At 32.8% G+C, this 22827-nt stretch carries 20 protein-coding genes; 10 read left to right on the forward strand and 10 right to left on the reverse strand.

The genetic code is table 11. The annotated features are described in order from the left end of the window. Positions 1-23: 23 nt before the first annotated feature. The 8 genes from OS188_RS00310 to OS188_RS00345 all read left to right on the forward strand — a co-directional run bounded on the left by OS188_RS00310 (position 24) and on the right by OS188_RS00345 (position 6380). The gene (locus OS188_RS00310; RefSeq protein ID WP_267146809.1) at positions 24-644 is read left to right on the forward strand and encodes an outer membrane beta-barrel protein; all 621 of its coding nucleotides are present in this window, start codon (positions 24-26) and stop codon (positions 642-644) included. Further along, complete coding sequence (locus OS188_RS00315) at positions 644-1870, forward strand: aminotransferase class V-fold PLP-dependent enzyme (protein WP_267146810.1); 1227 nt, start codon at positions 644-646, stop codon at positions 1868-1870. Before OS188_RS00310 ends, OS188_RS00315 begins: the two co-directional genes overlap by 1 nt. Positions 1871-1922: 52 nt before the next feature. Further along, entirely contained in the window at positions 1923-2720 is a 798-nt protein-coding gene (locus OS188_RS00320) for an META domain-containing protein (protein WP_267146811.1), read from the forward strand. A gap of 51 nt (positions 2721-2771) precedes the next feature. Next, positions 2772-3194, forward strand: a complete 423-nt coding sequence (locus tag OS188_RS00325) for a SufE family protein (protein ID WP_267146812.1) — start codon at positions 2772-2774, stop codon at positions 3192-3194. A gap of 74 nt (positions 3195-3268) precedes the next feature. Then, positions 3269-3595, forward strand: a complete 327-nt coding sequence (locus OS188_RS00330; RefSeq protein WP_267146813.1) for an iron-sulfur cluster assembly protein — start codon at positions 3269-3271, stop codon at positions 3593-3595. 150 nt (positions 3596-3745) lie between these two features. Beyond that, positions 3746-4264 (forward strand): DUF2480 family protein, encoded by a 519-nt coding sequence (locus OS188_RS00335; protein WP_267146814.1) that lies wholly within the window; start codon positions 3746-3748, stop codon positions 4262-4264. Between the two features lie 117 nt (positions 4265-4381). Continuing rightward, positions 4382-5326: a DUF3078 domain-containing protein gene (locus tag OS188_RS00340; protein WP_267146815.1), complete on the forward strand. Its 945-nt coding sequence runs from the start codon at positions 4382-4384 to the stop codon at positions 5324-5326. A gap of 133 nt (positions 5327-5459) precedes the next feature. Next, positions 5460-6380 (forward strand): DUF3078 domain-containing protein, encoded by a 921-nt coding sequence (locus tag OS188_RS00345; RefSeq protein ID WP_267146816.1) that lies wholly within the window; start codon positions 5460-5462, stop codon positions 6378-6380. A 43-nt stretch (positions 6381-6423) separates the two neighbouring features. Here the strand turns inward: OS188_RS00345 and hflX are convergent, their stop codons facing one another. Then, entirely contained in the window at positions 6424-7638 is a 1215-nt protein-coding gene (gene hflX, locus OS188_RS00350) for a GTPase HflX (protein WP_267146817.1), read from the reverse strand. A gap of 91 nt (positions 7639-7729) precedes the next feature. Between hflX and OS188_RS00355 the strand changes: the two genes are divergently transcribed. After that, positions 7730-8665 carry an endonuclease/exonuclease/phosphatase family protein gene (locus OS188_RS00355; RefSeq protein WP_267146818.1) on the forward strand — a complete coding sequence of 312 codons (936 nt, stop codon included), beginning with the start codon at positions 7730-7732 and terminating at the stop codon, positions 8663-8665. Between the two features lie 154 nt (positions 8666-8819). Here the strand turns inward: OS188_RS00355 and OS188_RS00360 are convergent, their stop codons facing one another. The 3 genes from OS188_RS00360 to OS188_RS00370 form a co-directional block, all read right to left on the reverse strand. After that, complete coding sequence (locus OS188_RS00360; RefSeq protein WP_267146819.1) at positions 8820-9197, reverse strand: hypothetical protein; 378 nt, start codon at positions 9195-9197, stop codon at positions 8820-8822. A gap of 81 nt (positions 9198-9278) precedes the next feature. Further along, complete coding sequence (locus tag OS188_RS00365) at positions 9279-10685, reverse strand: DUF5689 domain-containing protein (RefSeq protein WP_267146820.1); 1407 nt, start codon at positions 10683-10685, stop codon at positions 9279-9281. Positions 10686-10725: 40 nt separating this feature from the next. Then, positions 10726-13533 carry a carboxypeptidase regulatory-like domain-containing protein gene (locus OS188_RS00370; RefSeq protein ID WP_267146821.1) on the reverse strand — a complete coding sequence of 936 codons (2808 nt, stop codon included), beginning with the start codon at positions 13531-13533 and terminating at the stop codon, positions 10726-10728. Between the two features lie 137 nt (positions 13534-13670). On the opposite strand from OS188_RS00370, the gene OS188_RS00375 reads away from it, so the two are divergent. Further along, positions 13671-14723, forward strand: coding sequence for an endonuclease/exonuclease/phosphatase family protein (locus tag OS188_RS00375; protein WP_267146822.1), 1053 nt, complete (start codon positions 13671-13673; stop codon positions 14721-14723). Positions 14724-14814: 91 nt separating this feature from the next. Here the strand turns inward: OS188_RS00375 and OS188_RS00380 are convergent, their stop codons facing one another. From OS188_RS00380 to OS188_RS00405, 6 genes are all read right to left on the reverse strand, one after another. Then, positions 14815-15252 (reverse strand): hypothetical protein, encoded by a 438-nt coding sequence (locus OS188_RS00380; protein WP_267146823.1) that lies wholly within the window; start codon positions 15250-15252, stop codon positions 14815-14817. 103 nt (positions 15253-15355) lie between these two features. Then, positions 15356-17962, reverse strand: a complete 2607-nt coding sequence (locus OS188_RS00385) for a TonB-dependent receptor (RefSeq protein WP_267146824.1) — start codon at positions 17960-17962, stop codon at positions 15356-15358. A 162-nt stretch (positions 17963-18124) separates the two neighbouring features. After that, positions 18125-19777: a glucose-6-phosphate isomerase gene (gene pgi, locus OS188_RS00390; RefSeq protein ID WP_267146825.1), complete on the reverse strand. Its 1653-nt coding sequence runs from the start codon at positions 19775-19777 to the stop codon at positions 18125-18127. A gap of 4 nt (positions 19778-19781) precedes the next feature. After that, a complete protein-coding gene (locus OS188_RS00395) occupies positions 19782-21086 on the reverse strand; it encodes a M23 family metallopeptidase (protein ID WP_267146826.1) in 1305 nt (434 codons plus the stop codon). Continuing rightward, positions 21044-21967, reverse strand: coding sequence for a tryptophan 2,3-dioxygenase family protein (locus tag OS188_RS00400; RefSeq protein ID WP_267146827.1), 924 nt, complete (start codon positions 21965-21967; stop codon positions 21044-21046). Before OS188_RS00400 ends, OS188_RS00395 begins: the two co-directional genes overlap by 43 nt. Next, complete coding sequence (locus OS188_RS00405) at positions 21967-22749, reverse strand: DUF3108 domain-containing protein (protein ID WP_267146828.1); 783 nt, start codon at positions 22747-22749, stop codon at positions 21967-21969. The genes OS188_RS00400 and OS188_RS00405 overlap by 1 nt, the downstream gene beginning before the upstream one ends. Positions 22750-22827: the final 78 nt, after the last annotated feature.

The following is a 22827-nucleotide window of genomic DNA, read 5'->3' on the forward strand; positions in this document are numbered from 1 at the left end:
GACAGGAAATCAAATTTAATATCATGAAAAAAATATCATTTGTTGTAATTTTTATATTTACTGCAACAAGTATGTTTTCTCAAAATTTATCCTATGGCTTGGTCTTAGGAGCTAGTTATATGGATGGCACAGTCGAAAGGTCATCAAATAGAATTACAGCTTCATATACTGAAAAACCTAATATCCATTTTGGAGCTTTTGCAGATTATCAATTTTTAAAAAGGTTTGGGGTTAAACTAAATTTGCAATATAACAAGTCTTACGAAAAGTACACTTTAAATTATATTCCTAATTATAAAGTTGCTGAATTTAACATAAATTCAATTCAATTAATCCCTCACATAAAATTTGATATGGCTAGCAAATCAGGATATAATAAAGGAGGCTATTTATTACTAGGTCCAAGAATGAGTTTTGTACTATCTGCTAAAGACCAAGATAACAATGATGTTACAGACTTTTACAAAAGCACCAATTTTGGAGCACAATTTGGGTTTGGGTTTATTATTGCAAAAATGTTTGCTATAGAACTCGTAGGAGATTACGGTTTCTCAGACATTTCTGAGTCGGATCCAATGGAAATTAGAACAGTCGGTGCTTATTTAAATTTAAATTTTAACTTAGAATCAATTATCAATAAATAATGTTTCCAATAGAAAATATACGTAAAGACTTCCCAATACTTTCAAGAAAAGTGCACGGTAAACCATTGGTGTATTTGGATAATGGCGCGACCTCGCAAACACCTATACAAGTAATAGATACAATTGTAGATTATTACACCAATTACAATGCAAATATTCATAGAGGTGTCCACACATTAAGTCAAGAAGCTACAGACAAATACGAAGAAGCCCGACATAAAATTCAAGCTCATTTTAATGCCAAACATGCCCATGAAATTATCATGACTTCTGGCACTACCGAAAGCATCAATTTAGTGGCACATGGATTCGCTTCTTTATTGAATGAAGGTGATGAAGTTCTTGTTTCAGCTTTAGAACATCATAGTAATATTGTGCCTTGGCAAATGTTATGCGAAAAAACTGGAGCTGTTTTAAAGGTTATTCCTATGAATGATGAGGGCGAATTAGTTATGGCGGAATACGACAAATTACTTTCAGATAAAACAAAACTGGTTTTTGTCAATCATATTTCAAATGCCATAGGAACTATTAACCCTATTAAAGAAATTATTGATAAAGCACATAAAGTTGATGCAGCTGTTTTAATTGATGGCGCCCAAGCTTGTCCGCATGTAAAACCAGATGTACAAGCACTTGATGTCGATTTTTATGTGGTTTCTGCTCATAAAATGTGTGGTCCAACGGGAGTTGGAATGCTTTATGGAAAAGAAGCCTGGCTTAACAAATTACCACCTTATCAAGGAGGTGGCGAAATGATTGCAGAAGTGACTTTCGAAAAAACAACCTATGCCGATTTGCCTCATAAATTTGAAGCAGGAACCCCTAATATTTGTGGAGGTATTGCTTTTGGTGCTGCTATCGATTATTTAAATACCATTGGTTTTGATAATATCGAAACATATGAACATGAACTCTTAGAGTACGCTACTAAAAACCTCTTGGAAATAGAAGGTTTAAAAATTTATGGCCCGAGCAATTCAGCCTTAAAAAATAAAACGTCGGTTATTTCCTTTAATTTAGAAGGAATACATCCATACGATGTAGGGACCATTCTGGACAAATTAGGGATTGCTGTAAGAACAGGTCACCATTGTGCACAACCAATTATGGACTATTTTAAAATTCCAGGAACAGTTAGGGCATCGTTTGCATTTTACAATACTAAAAAAGAAGTAGATGCTTTAGTAGCTGGTGTTAAGAAAGCAAAAATGATGTTGGAATAAAATTTTGGCTCCATTTTTGTATCTTATAAAGTCTAACACAAAAAATAGCAAAATGAAATATTTATCAATATTAATAAGCATTATTACTTTTATGTCTTGTGGCAACTCTAAAGATATCGCCGCTATGGAAACTAATAAAGAAGCTATGGAACAGATTTCTGGAACTTATTACGTGACAAATGTTGGAGAAAACAATTACTCTCAAGAAAAATTAACCCTGCAGTTTGATCAGGATACAAAGAGTGTTTCTGGTTTTTCAGGATGTAATAGATTTACAGGAACTTATAAAATAGATGGAAATTCTATCACTTTTGGGCCTTTAGCTAGTACCAGAATGCATTGCCAGGAAGCAAATAATAACATTGAAAAAAATATGCTTTCTGCTTTAAATAATGTTAATACTGTAGCTATTAAAAATCAGGAATTAACCTTGTACAACGAAGACGCTATTCTAATAAAAGCTTCCAAAAATTCTGATGCAATACTAGCGCAAGAAAACAACTATACTATAGAATATACCACTTCAACTAGAGGATTTTTTAGTCAGTATGTGTTTGAAAATGGGAAATTATCCATTCAAAAAGACAGAAACTCTGCTCCTACTTTCAGAACCTGTTCTCAAGAAGAAACCAATAAATTATTAGCTGAAGTAAAAGCTTTAGACTTAGAGAAATTAAAAACTTTAGAAGCCCCTACTCAAGATCGATTTGTCGATGCTGCTGCAATTGCAAGCTTAAAAATAACACATCAAGGGAAAAGTTACGAAGTGCCAAAATTTGATGCTGGCGAACCAAATAAATATATAGCTTCATTGATGTCCACATTATTAGAACTGTCTGAAAAACAGTAAAAAATTGATTAAAAATAATACTTATTGTATTTTTGCATAAAATAATAACAGGTGACGATTCAAGACATTCAAAACGATATTATAGATGAGTTCTCTATGTTTGACAACTGGGAAGAACGCTACCAATACATGATTGATTTAGGTAAAACTTTGCCTTTAATTGACGAGCAATATAAAACAGACGACCACCTTATAAAAGGCTGTCAGAGTAAAGTTTGGGTACACGCAAATATGGAAAACAATAAAGTTGTTTTTACAGCAGATAGCGATGCCATTATAACAAAGGGTGTAATTGCCATTTTAATTCGTGTATTTTCAAATCAGAAACCAAGCGAAATTATAGAAGCTAATACCGATTTTATAGATGAAATTGGACTAAAAGAACATTTATCGCCAAATCGTGCAAACGGCTTGGTAAGCATGATAAAACAATTAAAAATGTATGCCATTGCATACCAAACACAACTTAATTAGTATAGTTATTAGTCTTAAAATTATTTAAAAAAATGGACTAAAGAACAAACTACTAAACGAATAAACTTAAAATCATGAGCGAAACAATTATAGACACAAATGCCTTAGGCGAAAAAATAGTAAAGGTTATAAAAACTATTTACGATCCAGAAATCCCTGTAGATATCTACGAATTAGGATTAATTTACGATGTTTTTGTAAACGAAGACTACGAAGTAAAAATTTTAATGACTCTTACAACTCCTAATTGCCCAGTTGCAGAAACATTGCCTTTAGAGGTTGAAGAAAAAGTAAAATCTATAAACGAAGTAAAAACTGCTGAAGTAGAAATTACTTTCGATCCACCTTGGAACCAAGATTTAATGAGCGATGAAGCAAAGTTAGAGCTTGGAATGCTATAACCAGAATTTAATTTTTTTTAGTGGTGTTAAGCCTATAAGCTTCACCTTAGCACAAATAACTAAAAGCTAAACACCTTAATTGTTTAAAGGGTTAATAGCTATGCTCCAATAACAATTAACAAATAACATTTAATCAATAAGTATCAAATCTTGGAAAAAGAAATAATTAATCGCGTAGCTAACAGTAAACTAGTCGTATTTGATTTGGAGGATTATTATCCAGAAGGAAAACGTATCCTTTTAGATGTAAAAGATTGGTTATTTGAAGGATTTGTGCTTCGTGAAAAAGAGTTTAGAACGCATTTAAAAGAGCATGATTGGACACAATACCAAGATTGTTATGTTGCTCTTACCTGTACAACGGATGCTATTATTCCTGCTTGGGCTTATATGCTTATTACTATAGAATTAGAGGCTATTTCTAAAACAACTATTATTGGCGATTTAGAACAATTGGAAACTTCTGTCTATCAAAACATCATAAATAATTTAAATTTAGATGAGTATGCTGGTAAACCAGTTATTATTAAAGGCTGCGCCCACAAACCAGTTCCAAGAAATGCCTACCTAATGGCTACTGAGAGACTAAAACCTTTTGCATCATCTATCATGTATGGAGAAGCCTGTTCTTCAGTTCCTTTGTATAAAAAACCTAAAATAAAAAGTTAGGAAATTATTTAAATTTTACTACATTTATAATATTGCCTCCAATCTTTTGAAAAAATGGCTTGTAACCTATATATTTGCAGGCTTTTATTAAATTTTTAATCCATAAACACTCATAAGATGACTAAAAGACTACTTTCAATCCTCGTTTTAGTAGGCGCAATTTCAACCGGATTTTCTCAAACTAGAGAAGATTTAAAATCGGAACAAGCAGCAAAAAAAGATTCTATTAAAGCTCTACAAAGCAGTGTAGACGATCTACAAAAACAAATCGACGAATTCCCGGGATGGAAATTCGGCGCTTTTGGTACTGTTGGAGCTAGCTTCTCTAATTTCAACAACTGGTACAGCCAAGGAGCTCCAAACAACTCCGCAGGAAACATTACAATTACGGTAAATCCTCATGCCAAATTAGATAGAGATAAGTATTTTTGGTATAATACAGCCAATATTAACTTAAGTTGGGTAAAGTACGATGATAAAGATGACCCGAATGATGATGATAGCTTTAGAGAATCAAGCGATGTTTTTGATGTAACTTCTCTTTTTGGTTATAGAATAGCTAAAAATTTAGCTGCTTCTGCCTTGGGAGAATACAGAACTACGTTAATAAACAACTTTAACGATCCTGGATATTTAGATCTTGGGGTTGGGGTAACATGGACTCCAATAGATAATTTAGTTGTTGTGGTACACCCTTTAAACTACAACTTTGTATTTGCTGAGAATGATGTAATTTTCGATTCATCTCTTGGTGCTAAAGTTGTTGCCAACTACAACCGCGCGTTTGGAGGCTTAAAATTCAATTCAAATCTTTCTGCTTTTATGAGCTATGAAGATTCTAACTTATCGAACTGGACTTGGATTAACTCGTTAAGTTATACTGTTTGGAAAGGAATAGGTCTTGGTTTTGAACTTGGATTAAGAGACAGTAAACAAGAAGGTCTTAACTATGCATATAAGCAATGGGAGAGTGGCGGAGAGCTAGGAACCCAACCAGACTTTAATAATGTAGACAACTCTGTACAAGTCTACACTACATTCGGTTTAAGTTATAATTTCTAAGATATAAGAAAAATATATACATAAAAAGCGTCTCCTTAGTTGCGTAATCACGTGATTAAAGAGGCGCTTTTTCATTTTAAAAATTAATTAAGGTCATTCGCCCAGAAAGAACAACCAACCAAAAGTTTTAATTATGAAGAAAATACTACTCGCATTCGCATTTATTATAGCGGTATCCATAGTACATGCACAAGACACAACTACAGCAACAGACTCATTAGAAGGATGGACTTCCGATGGTAAAATTACATTATTAGTTAACCAATCGGCATTTTCAAATTGGCAACCAGGTGGAGATAATAATGCTGCCGCCAACCTAGGAATTAATTATAATATTGATTATGTTAAAGGACCTTGGTTATGGGATAACAAAATTATTGCTAGTTATGGGGTTACTATAAATGATGATGATGGAATGAGAAAAACCGATGACAGATTAGAAATTAACTCTATTCTTGGTCGTTCTATGAACAGAAAGTATTGGAGCTTTTCTTTCTTTATGAATTTTAGAACTCAATTTAGTGATGGTTACGACTATAATGATGACTTTGCCGGTGACAATGAGAACTACCCAACTGGTGGATTTTTCAAACCGGCATATTGGAGTTTTGGACCAGGTTTTTTATGGAAAAAAGATAAGAATCTAAGTGTCAATATTGCACCTGCAACCTCTAAATTTACTTTTATAACTAGTGAAATTTACACTATTAACGATGACGATAGTGATAATGTATATTATGAATCTAGCAATGATTTTGAAACTTATGGTGTAGCTCCAGGAAAATCAATGTTATATGAATTTGGTTTAAACATACGTGGGTACTACAAATTTGATATTATGAAGAATATTTCTATGGAAAATATTTTAAGTCTTTATTCTAATTACTTAAACAAACCTAAGAATATGGATATAGATTATACCATGAATATTGTTATGAAAATAAATGATGTATTTTCAACTAATTTAACTTTTCAAACGGTTTATGACGATAATGCTTTTCAAGGATTTCAAATTAGAGAAGTTTTTGGTTTAGGATTAAACGTAAACTTCTAGAATACATCAAATCCATAAAAAAAGCGCCCAATGGCGCTTTTTTTTATTCCTCTTCCTCGATATAATCTGGATACAAAAAGTTGTTATAAGGAAAACGCGTCACATGGATTTCTCGAACTTCATCATAAACACGTTTTTTAAATTCTTTCATATTTACTTTGTTTAAGGCAGAAATAAATAAAGCATTATGGCCTACTCGGTTCATCCAGGTTTTTTTCCATTCTTTTAACGTGTAATTAGCTTCTGTTCTTTCCGTTTCTAAATCGGTTTCATCAAAAGGTTCTGGTGTGTAAGCATCAATTTTATTAAACACCATTATAACGGGTTTGTCTGAACTATCAATTTCATCTAAAACTTTATTTACAGAATCTATATGATGTTCAAAATTTGGATGCGAAATATCTACTACATGAAGTAATAAATCTGCCTCGCGCACTTCATCTAAAGTACTTTTAAAACTCTCTACCAATTGTGTTGGTAGTTTTCTAATAAACCCAACTGTATCTGTTAATAGGAAAGGCAGGTTTTGGATAACCACTTTTCTAACCGTGGTATCTAAAGTAGCAAATAGTTTATTTTCGGCAAAAACTTCACTTTTACTTACAACATTCATTAAAGTAGATTTTCCAACATTGGTATATCCAACTAAGGCTACACGCACCATTTTACCACGATTACCTCGCTGTACAGATTGCTGCTTGTCTATAACTTTAAGTTTATCTTTTAATTGCGAAATTCGATCTCTTACTATACGTCTATCTGTTTCAATTTCTCGTTCTCCAGGACCACGCATACCAATACCACCTCTTTGTCGTTCTAAATGCGTCCACATACCTTTTAATCGAGGTAATAAATATTCACATTGCGCCAGTTCGACTTGTGTTCTAGCATAACTCGTTTGAGCACGTTGCGCAAAAATGTCTAGAATTAAATTGGTTCTATCTAAAACTTTACAATTTAAGATTTTACTTATATTTCGTTCTTGAGCAGCCGATAATTCATCATCGAAGATAGCTGTCCCAATCTCATTTTCGTCAATGTACTTTTTTACTTCTTCTATTTTCCCTGTTCCTATAAAAGTCTTGGAATTAGGCGTATCCATTTTCTGGGTAAAACGCTTTTTTACCTCTCCTCCAGCTGTGAATGTTAAGAACTCCAACTCGTCTAAATATTCTTTAGATTTGGTTTCGTCCTGCTCTTTAGTAACAACTCCTATTAAAACAGCTGTTTCTAAAGCTATATCTACTTTTTCAATCATATATTTATTTAAAGTACAAAGTTAATCAATTGTAAGCATTTTTATTTTTATTTTTTCAGACCTTTAACCTCATACTAATTATTCAACTAAAATGACAAGTCGTAAAAAGCATACTCTTGCTTTCTATAATATAGAAAATTTTTTTGAAGCAGAAAGTCCTTTGTTACAAACCTCTTCTATAAAATGGACAACAGGAAGATATCTTCAAAAAATAAAAAAACTTGGACTTGTTATCCCCAGAATTGGAACTAAAGAAACCTCAAAACACCCAGCTCTTATTGGTTTGGCCGAGGTAGAAAACAACAAGGTTTTAGAAGATTTAACTCAGTCTAAGCTTTTAGAACCCTATTCCTATCAATTTGTTTTCTATCGTTCTTTAGATAAACGGGGAATGAATGTGGCTTTGCTTTACGACCCTTCTGTTTTTTCTATTGAAGCATCTAAAACCTATTATATAGAACTTCCGGATTCTGATGGTGAAGCCGACTATACCCGAGATATTTTATGGGTTTGTGGAATATTAGAAGAAGAAAAAATTCATGTATTAGTTAATCATTGGCCTTCAAAACGCGAAAAAGAAACAGACCTGAAAAGAATGGCTGCTGCTAAAAAGGTTGGAGAAATTATAAATAAAATAAAACAGGAAGATCCGAAAGCCAAATTTATTGTTATGGGCGACTTTAACGATAATCCCAACAGTTTAAGTTTAGATTATTTAACCAAAAACTTTCAGCTTTATAATGCCATGGAAAAGCTTCGAAGTTTTAGTAGAGGATCTCTTAATCACAACCGACAATGGTATTTATTTGATCAGATTCTTGTTAGTGAGAGTTTTGTGAAGGCAAAGAAAGAGGAATGGCAAATTGAGACAGCAGATATTTTTGATGAAAATTTTCTAAAACACCCTAAAGGGAAACATAGAGGCATTCCTTTTAGAACGTTTTTGGGAGGAAATTATCACGGTGGCTTTAGTGATCATTTTCCGGTTTATATAACTGTGAGTTGCGCCACAGAAGGACAAGTTTAAAAACATTGAGATTAACAGTGAATATAAAATACATGTAAAGTTAGAAGGATACGCAACTAGAAAAACATGTTTACAACCGAAAACTGAGACTGAATACTGAATACTGAATACTGAAATTAAAAACCCTTTCCATTTCAACCTACCCACTACCTACTTAAACCGCTTGCCATAGAATAGCAGCTAGCACAATACAACCAACAGGTAGTAACCAAAGCATAAAAACAGAATGATTAGCCGCTTTCTTTTTAAGCATTTTAGCATTTAGTACTTTCCGTTTTTTTCCTGCATATTGGATCCAGTTTTTAAAAAAGATAAACATACAAGCCATAATAAACAGTGCCCAGGCTTTATCTTGAGTCATAGTGTCCATATTCATCTGCTTAAAAAAACCGGCAAAAAACACGCCTAAAACAAGTAAGATAGAACATTGTAATATGGAGATATACATAGTTGCAATCTGATTTGCTTTTTTACTTTTGGCGTATTTATAATGTTTAAAGACATTAAAAAATAGAGAATCGAAAACTGACATAATTATTGAAGGAATAAAAATTAAAAAAAACCTGCCAATTTTAAAAATCAGCAGGTTTTAAAATATATTTAATAACTAGTATTAGTTAGCTAAAATTTTCAAATCGTCTATCATATACGAACCAGCTAGGTCGTTTAAGGTATCTGAACCATTAGCTTTAAAAGCTACATATAAGGTTTGTCCGCTATAAGCAGAAATATCGATAAGCCCTGAATCCATAAACACACGCCAATCGCTAGATGAGTCTGCTAAAGCTGCTGTAATTGGCTCCCATGTTGCACCTAAAACATCTGAACCATCAAAGTCTGTAGACACAAATACTTCTAGCGCGTTTTCTGGTGAGTCTTGATCTAAATGGTGTTGAGCAGATTTAAAGTTTAAGAAGATATTATCCAATCCTGTAAGATCGGTACCTGGCGTAACTAACCAGCCAATATTTGAAGCTTGTCCAGATCCAAATGGAGAAAACTCAGTATATCCATTTCCTTCCCAAAATTTCTCACGCCATACGCGAGTTCCAGCTTCTGAATAATTGGTCCAACCTGGAAAATCTAAATCTGTATTATCTATAGCTGCTTGGAAATCTTCTTCTAGAACAACACTAAAATCGTCAATTTCTGACGGAATACATTTGTCTTGATCGAAGTTAATATCGCTTAAAGTGTTTAGTACAAGTACTAGGTTACTTCCATTAAAAGTTTTATTTACAACCCCAGAAATAGTTCCTCCCTTAGCTGTTGGTAAAGGGATTTGCGCAAAATTAGCAAATGAACTTGTTTCTAAAGGAAAATAAGAATAATCAAAACCTTCACAGCTTTGTATTGGTCTAGAAGAATCGTAATCGTCCATAGGATCTACAAAGAATTCTCCTGCTAAAGCATCTGAGAATTGTGCATTTTGAATTTGTACAAATATTCCGATATGGGTGTTGTTAATTTGCGACAGACCGATTGAAACTGGCTCAATAACTTCAGTAACTGAAGATCTTAAAACTTTAATTGGAATTTCACTTGCAGTTAAAGCAGTTAATCTGGTACCATTAGCACCACCACCTATACCGATAACACCATCTCCGTTTCTGTCTTCGCCAATAAATAAGCCTTTTAGGTTAATATAGGTTTCTCTACCAAAGTTAAACTGGTTGTACGTATCTACTTGGTTTAACATTACTTTTAAAGCTGCTGTTGGATTTGAAGGACTGTCTTGAATAAAAAATTCTTTGTAAAAGTTCCCTGTTTGATCCGAGGAAGACACATATCCTTTTATATATACATCTGCTACTATTTCCGTTACTTGTCCAGGAACGAAATAGGTTTTTGCAGCAGCAATACTAACTTCTTCCGAGGTAGAAATTAAAGTGTTTAATCTTGCATTTTCTTCATCACCTAAACTGCTTGGTACTTTATAATCGTCGTCTTGAACACATGAGACAACGGTAAAAACAACCATTAAGCTAAGAAGTACTTTTAATATTTTATTTGTTTTCATGAGTAATAATTTATAATTAATTTTTTCTTTTTCTTTTTTTTTAGAATCTAAAGTTAACATTTAAAAAATAAGTCGTTCCACGTCCGTACCAGTATTTAGAACCAAATACACGCTTTGGATTACTATTATCTTCTAATAATTGTTCGTAGTTAGCGTTTCTTCCTTGCTCAAAACCCCCTGTTTTATAAACTTTATCTAATAGGTTGTTTATACTTGCAAAGAAACCAATGTAGTAATCGCCTATTTTCCAAGATTTTCCACCTGTAAGGTTAACTACCATATAATTGTCAAATTCTTCTTGTTTTAATAATTCTCTGGCAACATCTTCATTATAGTTGTTAAATGGTAAGCCGTCGTTATCTAAATAGAAATTTTCTGTTCTAGTTAATGGACTTACATCTACATAAGTATTTGAAAAGAAGTTAGCTGTTGCTCCAAACCACCAATAGTCTGGATCTCTGTATTCAAATCCTACTGAGTACGCTTGTTGTGGCCCTCCAGCAACTTTATAATCTTTTAAGTTTGAGGTAAACGTATCCGATCTTCCAAAGCTTGAAGCCGTTAAATATAAGTTTGGATTGTTCTGGTAAGTATATTGACCAACAGAAGCAGCTCCTTTTAATTTAATAGTAGGTGTTACTTGAGCTTCTATTCCTAATTCTGCTCCAATATGTTGTTTATCTACACCTTGTAACACTTCTTGAACAAAGGCTGTTGTTTCGTTAATACTAACATCCTCTGCTACTTCAATGTTTAAGTTTGTTAGACCATCTGCATAGTAAAACGAAATTTCGTTGGCATCTTCAATTTTAGAATAGAAACCTGTTAATTTAGCTTTAACAATAGGAGATCTAAAAATATAGCTAATATCTCCAGAAGTAATTTTTTCTTCTGTTATATTATCAACTATATTATTATTTTCTCTTGAGTTTGAAAACGTATTTCTAATAGTTGGAGCTTTAGAAATGTATCCAGCATTAAGATCTATTAAATGTTTTCCTGTAATTTTATAAGTTAATCCAGCTTTAGCTCCAATTCCTGTAAAGGATAGTTTTTCTCCTTTTCCTGAAGAATTGTCTTCAATTATATTTCCAGCATTATCAAACTTTAAATAAGCTTCATTTTGCCATAAGCCATCTCTTTGATAGGTGGTGTTTGTTACGCTTCCCGATACATAGAAATCTACTTTATTGTACTTAAATTGTGCTTGGGCATAACCAGAAACCACATCGGATAAAATATTGTAGTTATATCTAAATTTATCTCCTTCTCCAACAACTCTATTCGGGTTTTGGTAATCGTATTGATAGCCATCAAAAGAATCTACATTTAAATAGCCAGTTGTTGAACCTAATAAATCGATGACTTCACCAAAGTTTTCAGATTTTAAATTTTTATAAGTAAAAGCCGCATTAATTAAAATGTTTTCGTTAACCTCTGTATTTAAAATTGAATTAAAAGTTACTTGCTTATCATCCGTTCTATCTTCATATAGAACATAAGCGCCATATTTTTCACCATTTGTAGGATCGTTATTAGTAATGTTAGCATCTAAAATGCGTTCCCAGTCTATTTGTCCATTATTAATAAATTCTTGTTCTGCTAAGTATGCATTAGTATAATCTGGACCATCTGGTCTTGCTAAATAATAACTAGGTAAGCTTTGGTAGTATGCTGGACTTGGGTTTCCACCACCACCATAATCTAAACGGCTATTTCCTATTTTACCAAATTGATAACCTAGGTTTGTGTTTAAACTTGTTTTGCTGCTTATATCCCAGTAATGGTTTAACATTAAAATTGGTTCTTCTACTTCTTTGATTCGCGAGTTTCTTTTTTCGCCATCTAACCAACCCCAATATTCATTGTATTTAATGCCTTTTAAATCGTATACTTCTTGAGTATTAGGAGAAGATTTCCCTCTACGATTAGGTGTATAAATAGATGTAAAGTTTAAGCTATGCTTATCTCCTATCTTTTTCTCTACTGAAGCAAAAAATGAGTTTGCATCGTATAAAGTTCCATCTTGGTAACCTTCGTTACCCCAACGTCTTCCTGCCATAAAGGTAAAAGCCCATCCGCCATCTACCAATCCAGAAGAATAGCTAGCCATGATACGGTTGGCGTAACTTCTGTTAGAAGCCGAATAAGTTACACGACCACCTTCTCTATATTGAGATGCTCTAACAATCATGTTTGTAGTTCCTAAAACGCCTCCAAAATTATAACTAGAAGGTTGTAGTCCTGTAGTTAATTCTTGGTTTCTAAGAACGTCATTTAAACCTCCCCAATCACTCCATTGCGGTCTTCCGTCGTAAAGTTTGTTCATTTCAATTCCGTTTATTAAAACAGAACCATTTTCAGAATCTAACCCTCTTACTTTAAAGAAAGACGAACTGAATTCGAAAGCTGCTGTACGTTGAAACACATCTTTAGAAGATTGTAGAAGTCCAGAGATATTGTCTAAACCACTATCATCGCTGTCTAACTCGTCGTCTGTTAAGGTAATAGTAAACATATCTCTCTCTGAGACATCCTTTGCTAAGGTCATGTCTGAAATATCCAGAGTTTGACCTTGATTAACTACAATTGGATATCTTTTAGACACATATCCACTTTTTGAAATATGTAACACCTGCTCTCCTAAAGGCACTTGTTCTAAAAACTGAAACTCTCCTTTGGCGTCCGTTTCTACCTTTAATACAGTTCCTTCTACAGATACAGTTACACTTGGAATTGGTTCAAAAGAAATAGCTTCTGTAACACTTCCCTTTACAACTGTTTCTTGAGCGAATGCTGTAAAAGTTGAAAAAATTCCGAATAGAAAAATAAAAAAACTTTTTTTCATGCTTGAATTTATGATTAATAATTGATTTTGCGTTTGTTTACATTAAATAAACCTTGCAAATCTACATTATTTATAATAAATATCTACTTTTGGCAGACGATAAGTATTAACATAACTATAACATAATATACAATTACATGAAAAATTTGAAGTTTTGGCTTGCAGCCTTGTTTTTAACTGCGTTTTTAAATATCCATGCGCAAGAGAAGAAGACCTATAAAGTACATACGATTGCTTTTTATAATTTGGAAAATTTGTTTGATACTGTTAACGATCCAGAGAAAAACGATGAAGCTAGTCCTATTATGGAAATGAAAGGCGACGTAGAAGAAGTTTACAAAAAGAAAGTGAGTAATATGGCTCGCGTAATTGCAGATATAGGTAAAGACATTACTAACAACTCTCCTGTAATTCTTGGTGTTGCTGAAGTTGAAAACAGAAAAGTAATGGAAGATATTGCAAACGACCCACAGTTAATTGACAAAGACTATGGAATTATACATTACGATTCTCCAGACCGTCGTGGAATTGATGTAGGTTTATACTATCAGAAAAAACTATTTACACCTATACATACTAGCAGTCATGAACTTTTAATATATGACGACAACACTAGAAAACGTGTTTATACCAGAGATCAACTTTTAGTAAGTGGGAAGTTAGAAGATGAAATGATTCACGTTATTGTAAACCACTGGCCATCCAGACGTGGTGGAGAAGCTAGAAGTAGACCTAAGCGTGTAGCTGCTGCCAAGCTAAATAAAAAAATGATAGATTCTTTACAGACCATAGATCCTTATGCTAAAATATTTATAATGGGAGATCTAAACGACGACCCTACAAATGCGAGTGTAAAAGAGGTTTTAAATGCAAAAAAAGAAAAAGAGGATGTCGAGCTTAAAGGAATATATAACCCTTTTGAAAGCTTCTTTAAAATGGGTATAGGATCTAATGCATACAGAGACAGCTGGAGTTTGTTTGATCAAATTTTGATGACACAACCTTTATTGGAAAAAGACTACTCTTCGTTCCGTTTTTATAAAGCAGGAATTTTTAATGAAAATTATTTAATTACGAAGAGAGGAAGATGGAAGGGATACCCGTTCCGTAGTTTTGCCGATGGCGGATTTACAGATGGATTTAGCGATCACTTTCCTAGCTATGTTATTCTTATTAAAGAGGCGGACTAAACCTGATAACTTAGATATAAAAATTTAGACATAAAAAAAACGACTCTTTGCCATGCAGAGAGTCGTTTTTTTTTACGTCCAAGTCAATATTTTAAATCCAAGTATTCCAAGGAATTCTAGATAAAAATAGAATTAAGGCTAATGTATAAAACACAGAGATAGTCTTAAATTTAGCATCGGAAATAAGTTTCTTTTTATGTTTAGAATATCCGATAGTTATTAGAACTATAGCTATAATATTAACTAAAGGATGCTCTACCAAATACAATCTATCTACAGAGCTTTTCATAATTTCTCCCATTCCAGATTGGCTAAATAAGCTAAATCTAGGTGAAACAAAATAAAGGATTAATCCTAAGAGTAATTGAATATGAGATACAATTAAAGCAAATAAAGCTATTCTAAAATCTTTTGCTTTATATTCTTTCTTCCCCACTTTTTTTACGATACTATTTACTACAGCTATCACTAAAACTAAAAGCACCAAATAGGCCCAAGATGAGTGAAGCATTTTTACCATGTTATACATATTGTTATAGGTTTTGTTGTTAAAAGCACAAATGTAGTAATTAAAAGCCAAAAAAAAACCTCTTCGAATTGAAGAGGTTTTTAAATAATTCTACTAACAGAATTTAGAATTTAAATCTCATTCCAAAGTTCCATGTTCTTCCGTTACCAAAATAAACTTGGTTATTCGTATTTATTCCTGAATAAGTATCATCTCCAGCTTCAGCCATTATAGCTGTGCTTGATTGAGAAATATACTCTTCGTCAAGAACGTTGTTAAGGTTAAATCTGAAACTTACAGAGTTTGTTCCATCTTTACCTACTAACATTTTGTAAGATAAACCTAAATCTAATAAACCAAAGTTAGGTAACTCTAAGTTATCTTTAATTGCTCCAGCATCAGCATACAATTTATCGTAATATCTGTAATCTCCATCAATAGAGAATCTTTCAACTATTTCGTAATCTAAACCAATACCAAAAGTTGTTTGTGCAGCTCCACCAACTTTTCCACCATCAACGTCTTCCATCTCTACGCTTATAGTATTTAAGTTTTCGTCTCTAAGAGTTGTTTGCGCATCGCCAACATACTCCCAGTTACCAATTGAAGCAAAACCTTTAATTCTTAAAGATTGGATAGGTTTATACATTAACGAAAGTTCTCCACCTGAATGTAATTGTTCTACACCTTCATCTGTTTCAAAAAACACAGAATTTGTATCATCTGTAAAAGAAGAAGAAACTACACGGTCTTTCCAAGACGTTCTATATAAATCTATAGACGCAGAGAAAACTGGAGTTGAATATGTATATCCAGCTTCTAAACCTAATATTTTTTCGTTTTCTGTTAATGGGTTTACTTCGTTAGTAAAGTTTAAGTAAATATTATCGTGGTAAGGCTGACGTGAATAATAACCAGCATTTACATATACTTTACCGTGTTCACCAAGAGCGTAGCTACCACCACCTTTTACATTATAACCTGGATTAGTTATAGTCTCTGATTCTTCATTATCCGCAGTATAGTTAAATCTATCCCATCTTACGTGACTTTGTGTAGAAACAGATCCTTGGAAAAACGCAGAAAACTTATTTTTAGAGTACTCTAATTGACCAAATACACCACCATAATTGATACGCTCATCATAATCGTATGCTATTCTTTCGTCTTCATCAGCAAAATTAGTTAAAGAAGACCATGGTTTTATGCTATATGTTTGAGAAACAATATATGGATCTGGATATTGTTGACTTATTCCACCTTCATTGAAACCATTTAAGCCTAATAAGTTAACTAATTGTCTAAAGTGTGTTCCTTTATAAGTACGTAAATCTGCACCAAAATTTAATGTTAAATTCTCATTTAACTGATTTTCGTAATTTGTAACTAAACCATACCATGCGTGGTTATTAACAGAAGCACGGATTGCAGAACCAGTATAAGTATCTGCATTACCTATTTTTCCTGGAAGTGAATTGTTATAAGCTTGAACAGCATTCCAGTTAATAAGACCATCAGATGTTACACCGTTATCAATATATGTGTTACCAGTACCGTAGCTACCAGTTCCACCACCACGACCCCAAGAGGCGTAAACTACAGTAGATAAAGAAGATTTTTCGTTAATAGTCCAATCCCAGTTTAAATTAGCTACAGGCTTATGGTAATAGTTTCTTCTTAAACTTAAGTATTCACCATTTAAGTATCCATAATTATAGTTGTATTTCTTACCATATTCTTGGTAATCAGAAATTTTCTTTCTGTAGTTTTGATCGTGCCATTGTGGCGCTCCAGTAACTAAAAAGTTTAAGTTATGAGCTTCATTAATTTTATAACCGAAAGAAACAAAATACGTTTGACCTTGTCCTTTTGTTCCAAAATTATACCCATCACCTTGCCAGTGAGAAAGCATAACAGTAGCTCCAAAACCACTTTCCATTAATCCAGTACTATAACCTAAAGTAGTTTTTAAGTAATTATTGTAACCTGTAGAAAAAGCAGCAAAACCACCTTCTCTTTTATCGGTAGATTTTGTTACAAAGTTAACAGTACCTCCAACAGAAGATATTGCTAACTTAGAAGAACCTAATCCTCTTTGAATTTGTACAGCACTAGCTATATCTGAAATTCCAGACCAGTTAGACCAGTACATCTTACCGTCTTCCATCCCGTTAATAGGTTGTCCATTTAATAGGAAAGCAGTGTTATCTTGATCAAAACCACGAACACGCATGTTAGAATCCCCAAAACCTCCAGCTTGACCAGAAACATATACAGAAGGAGTATTTACTAGCGTAGCTGTAATATCTTGAGTTCCAATTTTTTGTTGAATCTCTACCGCTTTAATCGTAGAAACAGCAATTGGTGTTTCTCTGTCGTCGGCTAAATCGATAATTCCACTACCTATAATAACTACCTCTTCTAAAGTGTTATCTGGCTGAAGTGTAATACTTCCTAAGTCTGTGTTTCCATTAAATTTCATCACAACCTTAGTATAACCAACAAAAGAAATAACGATTTCTCCTGAAGATGATTGTGTATTTAAAGTAAATTCTCCATCGAAATTTGAGGACACTCCGTTGGAAGTTCCTTTTTCTACGACGTTAGCGCCTGGAAGTGGCGCAGCCATTTCGGCATCCATAATTGTACCAGTAACAACACTTTGTGCCATGGTAATAGTTGTGAACAAGAATGCTCCAGCTAAAAATAATAATCTTGTAATTTTTTTCATTGTATTAAAAAGATTTGTTTCTAAATTTTGTGCAAAACTACATTTAAATAATTAATATTTATTATGTAATTGTTAAGAAATTTAACACGATGAAGATAAAGAAATAATATGGATTATCAATTTTGCAGCAAAAAAGCTATTAACAAGCTTTTCAACAAAATTTTATGTTATATTTTTATAATAACGCAATAATTTTAGAGTAGAAGCATCGTGATTGGCAATGCTGTTTTTTTTCATTTTTTCTAGAATATTTCCTGCCAACTGTTTCCCCAATTCTACTCCAAATTGATCGTAGCTAAAAATATTCCAAATAATGCCTTGAACAAAAATCTTATGCTCGTATAAAGCAATAAGTTTTCCTAAACTTTCTGGAGTTAGTTTATTAATAAAAATGGTATTTGAAGGTTTGTTTCCTTTAAATACTTTATACGGAAGAATGCTTTTAATTTCTTCTGAAGATAAATTTTTCTTTTCCAATTCCTTTAAAACTTCTTCTTTAGTTTTTCCATTTAGAAGTGCTTCGGTTTGAGCAATAAAATTAGAAATCAATTTGTCTTGATGTGTTTTATTACCGCTTAAAGATTCTACAAATCCAATAAAATCGGCAGGAATTAATTTTGTGCCTTGATGAAAGAGCTGAAAAAAAGCATGCTGAGAATTTGTTCCCGGCTGTCCCCAAATAACAGAACCTGTTTGATAAGTAACTGCATTTCCATTTCTGTCTACAGACTTGCCATTACTTTCCATACAGCTCTGCTGTAAATAGGTTGAAAATCTAAGTAAATATTGAGAATACGGAATTACAGCTTGTGTTTCTGTTTTAAAAAAATTATTATACCAGATACTTATTAGAGCTAGAACTACAGGAATGTTTTTATCAAGTGGTTGCGACTTAAAATGTGTATCCATTTTATTAGCCCCTAATAATAACTTATTAAAGTTTTCGAAACCAATAGATAAACTTATAGACAATCCAACTGCACTCCATAGAGAAAACCTGCCTCCAACCCAATTCCAGATAGGAAATATATTAGTTTCTTTTATCCCGAAACTCTTTGCTTTTTCAATATTTGTGGAAACAGCTACAAAGTGTTTAGAAATAGCCTCTTCGGTTGTCCCTAAATTCTTAGAAAGAAACCATTCTTTAATTGTTGTGGCATTGCTTAGTGTTTCTTGAGTAGAAAATGTCTTGGAAACAACTATAAATAATGTAGTTTCTGGATTAAGGTTTTCTATTACACTATTTACATGATCACCATCAATATTACTTACAAAATGGGTGTTTAGGTGATTTTTATAAAACTCTAAAGCTCCAACAACCATAGAAGGTCCAAGATCTGAACCTCCAACACCTATATTTACAACATCGGTAAAAGTTTTTCCTGTTATTCCTTTTTTAGAACCGTTGATAATCTGGTTAGTAAAAGTTTCGATTTGTGCTTTTACTTGAAAAATTTCTGGAACAACATTTTTTCCATTAACATAGATCTTATCGCTTTCTTTGGCGCGTAAAGCCGTATGTAGAACGGCCCGGTTTTCTGTTTCGTTTATTTTTTCACCAGAAAAATAGCTATTAATAGCCTGTTCTAGTTTTACTTCTTTTGCTAGTTGAAGCAATAAAGAAAATGTTTCTTCAGTAAGTCTGTTTTTAGAAAAATCGAGATAAAAATCTTCCCATTGCAAATTAAATTTTTCTGCTCTTTCCGGATCTTGAGCAAATAAGTCTTTCATATGAGCTTTTTCCAATAATTGAAAATGCGCACGGAGTTCTTTCCAGGCATTTGTAGATGTTGGATCAATCTTTGGTAAGCTCATGATATTATTGCACCTGCGTAATTAAGTTATCTGAAGGTTCTTCAAGTTCAACTGCATACTCAATATGGTCAAGTTGTTGTTTTAAAGGTACAATATAATCTAAATATTTTGCTTTTAGACTATCTGAAATAGGCTCAGCTTCTGGTAATTTCTCTTTAAACGGATCTACTTGACGTCCATTTTTCCAGAATCTATAGCAGACATGTGGTCCAGACGTATTACCTGTCATTCCAATCCATCCAATAACATCGCCTTGTTTTACATATTGACCAACCTTAACATTTTGTTTTTTCATGTGAAGATATTGGGTTTCGTAAGTGGAATTATGTCTAATTTTTACATAATTACCATTTCCTCTTGTAAAGCTAGACTTGGTTACTGTACCGTTTGCTGTAGCACGAATAGGAGTTCCTATAGCAGCTGCAAAATCAGTTCCTTTATGTGGTCTAATTTTATTGCCATAGATAGCAATACGTCTTCTAAGATTGTATCTAGACGAAATACGCTTGTATTCTACAGGCGCTTTTAAAAATGCACGACGAAGGTTATTGGCTTCTTCACTAAAATAATCTTTTAATCCTTTAACACTGTCTGTTTCAAATTCGAAAGCGTAAAATGGTTCGTTTTTATGTTCAAAAACGGCCGATTTAATATTATCTATTCCTGCGTAAATCGAATCGTCAATATATTTATCTGTATAAACTACTTTAAATCTATCTCCTTTTTGAAGTCTTGTAAAATCAATAGTCCAAGCATAAATATCCGACATTTTATAAGCCAAAACGAAGCTAACTCCTTGTTTAGCCAGAGTTTCAGAAATATTGCTTGAAATAGTTCCGGAGATTTCTTTTTCAACATACTTTATAGGTTTTCTACTAGTATATGCATGAATGGAATCTTGAAAGTTAAGAACAATATACTCCTCTCTATTAGGTTGGTAAATAAAGCATCTTGGTTCTTGAAGCGAATCGTTAGTACATAAAATAGTATATGGTTTTCCTATTTGAAGTTTTCTAATATCGAAACTATCTCGAGCTTTTTCTGCTATTTGAAATATTTTAGGATATCCAATTTTATTACGTTGCATAATCTCGCCAAAGCTATCTCCTGCTCTAACGGTATCTCTTTTAACGAAATAATTATTTAAGTTAAAACCAAATTCGTAGACCTCATCAATAACAGGTTCTACAATAGCTATTTCTTCTTCTACAATTTGTGGATTCTCTTCTCTGCAACTATTTAAACCTAAAATAATTGCAAAAAGAACTAGACATCTTCTCCCCACTCCTTTAATTCTTTCTCGCTCCATAATTCTGGAAAAAATATTCTTCTTTGATATTTTGGATGCATATACTTTACCCATTCGCTTCCTCCTGTTGCTTCAGCTGTTTTACCACCAATATTTAAATAGTGATTAGCTGTATTGTAATGTGCCAACACCCATTTTATATTTACCGTATGGTCGTAATGGCGCATGGCTTTTATTAATTCTTTATCTTCTCTAACCTCTTGTGGCAACTCTTTAAACTTGGTCCACATATTGTTGGTATTATAGAATTTGGCAAATCTAATAAATTCATCTTTGTATCTTTCTTCAAAAACTGTTAATAAATAAGATTTTTTGCCAGTTTCGTAGTCTTTTCCTGCAGCTTGCCAATATAAATGATTAAATGCGTGTTCAAAAGAGGTGTTTCTATCAATAGTTTTTCTAAATCTATTGTCTATCAAGTTGATAAGTTCTGTAGAAGCAAGCTCGATTTTTCTGTATTGTGCACTTTGAAAACCACTTGCAGGTGTTAAGGTATTTCTAAACTGATTGTACTGTTCTACATCCATCCCATCCTTCATAATTTCGAAAGAAGAGGTTAGCATATCAAAATACCTACTAACACGCATGAGTTTATTTGAAAAGAACTCTGCTTCAACATGAACTGTTTTAGCTACTTGATCTATTTCCCAAAGAATCATTTTAAATAATAATTCATTTATTTGGTGGTACATGATAAAAACCATCTCATCTGGCAATACTGTACGCTGCGTTTGAAGATCTAAAAGCGCATCTGTTTGAACATAATCCCAATAATTCATGGGTTTACTATATAATAACCCTTTTAAATGGACATCTAAATCCTGTCCAATGGCATCAAATTTTTCTTTTAATTGACTGGTTAATTCTTTATCTATTTCCATTACTTTTTTACTATTATTTGAAACGGGTGTTTTAATCCTTTAAAAGCGTCCAGGTCTGCTCTTAAAGAGCCTACAGCAAGATTTGCTTGAATACGTAAAGGTACTTTATTTTTATCATTTGAAACCCAAAGTGTTAAACTTTCTTCTTCTTTAAAGACTCTTCCAGCCATTACATAAGGCCTAAATTTTAAGGCATTAACTCTTCCAAATCTTGTCTCTATAGTTTCTATTCCTAGGTATTTTAACTTAAAGCCATAGTTTTCTTCGTCAAAAAACATATCTACATGTACTTCTTTCCCTTTATACAAATTGGAGATATCCAGATTATCTCTTAAGTAATAAAAAGTAGAAATCATGTCTTGGATATTAGGTTTAGTATCAAAAACCTTTTTGCTATTGTGTTTAATATTGTTAACGTAGGCCTTGTTATTAACTTGGTCAAAATCGATTTCAATATTTTTTGTGTGTCCGCCTTCATCAATATTTCTTATAAACTTATAAGGCATGATATTCTCTCTATCAAAATAGCTTTCGTATCTATCTTCTACCTTAAAAAACCACTTAATTGCGCCGGTGGTCCAACCTTTACCTACTACGTGATATACGGGTTTATTTCTATATCTGTCCTTTTTTACAGAAAGAGTAGCTTCTCCAGCTTTCAAAAATCCACTATAACTCATTTCAAACCGGAACCATTCGCCATGTCCAAAAGAGCTTTCATTTTGAGCAAAAGCATTAGAAATGAAAATTAGACCTAGAAGTATTAAAAATATTTTTTTCATGCGTCGTTATTCGGTTTTTACTTATCAATTAGAACTCCAATTATCTATTACATTTTTTGTGTAAAAATCTTGTGGATA

It is taken from the genome of Xanthomarina sp. F1114, assembly GCF_026410255.1.
Lineage (GTDB): Bacteria > Bacteroidota > Bacteroidia > Flavobacteriales > Flavobacteriaceae > Xanthomarina.

Excerpts from the sequence above, each read along its gene's own strand:
- OS188_RS00310 (WP_267146809.1), top strand. The coding sequence starts at position 24 with ATGAAAAAAATATCATTTGTTGTAATTTTTATATTTACTGCAACAAGT.
- OS188_RS00315 (WP_267146810.1), top strand. The coding sequence starts at position 644 with ATGTTTCCAATAGAAAATATACGTAAAGACTTCCCAATACTTTCAAGA.
- OS188_RS00320 (WP_267146811.1), top strand. The coding sequence starts at position 1,923 with ATGAAATATTTATCAATATTAATAAGCATTATTACTTTTATGTCTTGT.
- OS188_RS00330 (WP_267146813.1), top strand. The coding sequence starts at position 3,269 with ATGAGCGAAACAATTATAGACACAAATGCCTTAGGCGAAAAAATAGTA.
- OS188_RS00340 (WP_267146815.1), top strand. The coding sequence starts at position 4,382 with ATGACTAAAAGACTACTTTCAATCCTCGTTTTAGTAGGCGCAATTTCA.
- OS188_RS00345 (WP_267146816.1), top strand. The coding sequence starts at position 5,460 with ATGAAGAAAATACTACTCGCATTCGCATTTATTATAGCGGTATCCATA.
- hflX (WP_267146817.1), bottom strand. The coding sequence starts at position 7,638 with ATGATTGAAAAAGTAGATATAGCTTTAGAAACAGCTGTTTTAATAGGA.
- OS188_RS00355 (WP_267146818.1), top strand. The coding sequence starts at position 7,730 with ATGACAAGTCGTAAAAAGCATACTCTTGCTTTCTATAATATAGAAAAT.
- OS188_RS00360 (WP_267146819.1), bottom strand. The coding sequence starts at position 9,197 with ATGTCAGTTTTCGATTCTCTATTTTTTAATGTCTTTAAACATTATAAA.
- OS188_RS00365 (WP_267146820.1), bottom strand. The coding sequence starts at position 10,685 with ATGAAAACAAATAAAATATTAAAAGTACTTCTTAGCTTAATGGTTGTT.
- OS188_RS00370 (WP_267146821.1), bottom strand. The coding sequence starts at position 13,533 with ATGAAAAAAAGTTTTTTTATTTTTCTATTCGGAATTTTTTCAACTTTT.
- OS188_RS00375 (WP_267146822.1), top strand. The coding sequence starts at position 13,671 with ATGAAAAATTTGAAGTTTTGGCTTGCAGCCTTGTTTTTAACTGCGTTT.
- OS188_RS00380 (WP_267146823.1), bottom strand. The coding sequence starts at position 15,252 with ATGTATAACATGGTAAAAATGCTTCACTCATCTTGGGCCTATTTGGTG.
- OS188_RS00385 (WP_267146824.1), bottom strand. The coding sequence starts at position 17,962 with ATGAAAAAAATTACAAGATTATTATTTTTAGCTGGAGCATTCTTGTTC.
- pgi (WP_267146825.1), bottom strand. The coding sequence starts at position 19,777 with ATGAGCTTACCAAAGATTGATCCAACATCTACAAATGCCTGGAAAGAA.
- OS188_RS00395 (WP_267146826.1), bottom strand. The coding sequence starts at position 21,086 with ATGGAGCGAGAAAGAATTAAAGGAGTGGGGAGAAGATGTCTAGTTCTT.
- OS188_RS00400 (WP_267146827.1), bottom strand. The coding sequence starts at position 21,967 with ATGGAAATAGATAAAGAATTAACCAGTCAATTAAAAGAAAAATTTGAT.
- OS188_RS00405 (WP_267146828.1), bottom strand. The coding sequence starts at position 22,749 with ATGAAAAAAATATTTTTAATACTTCTAGGTCTAATTTTCATTTCTAAT.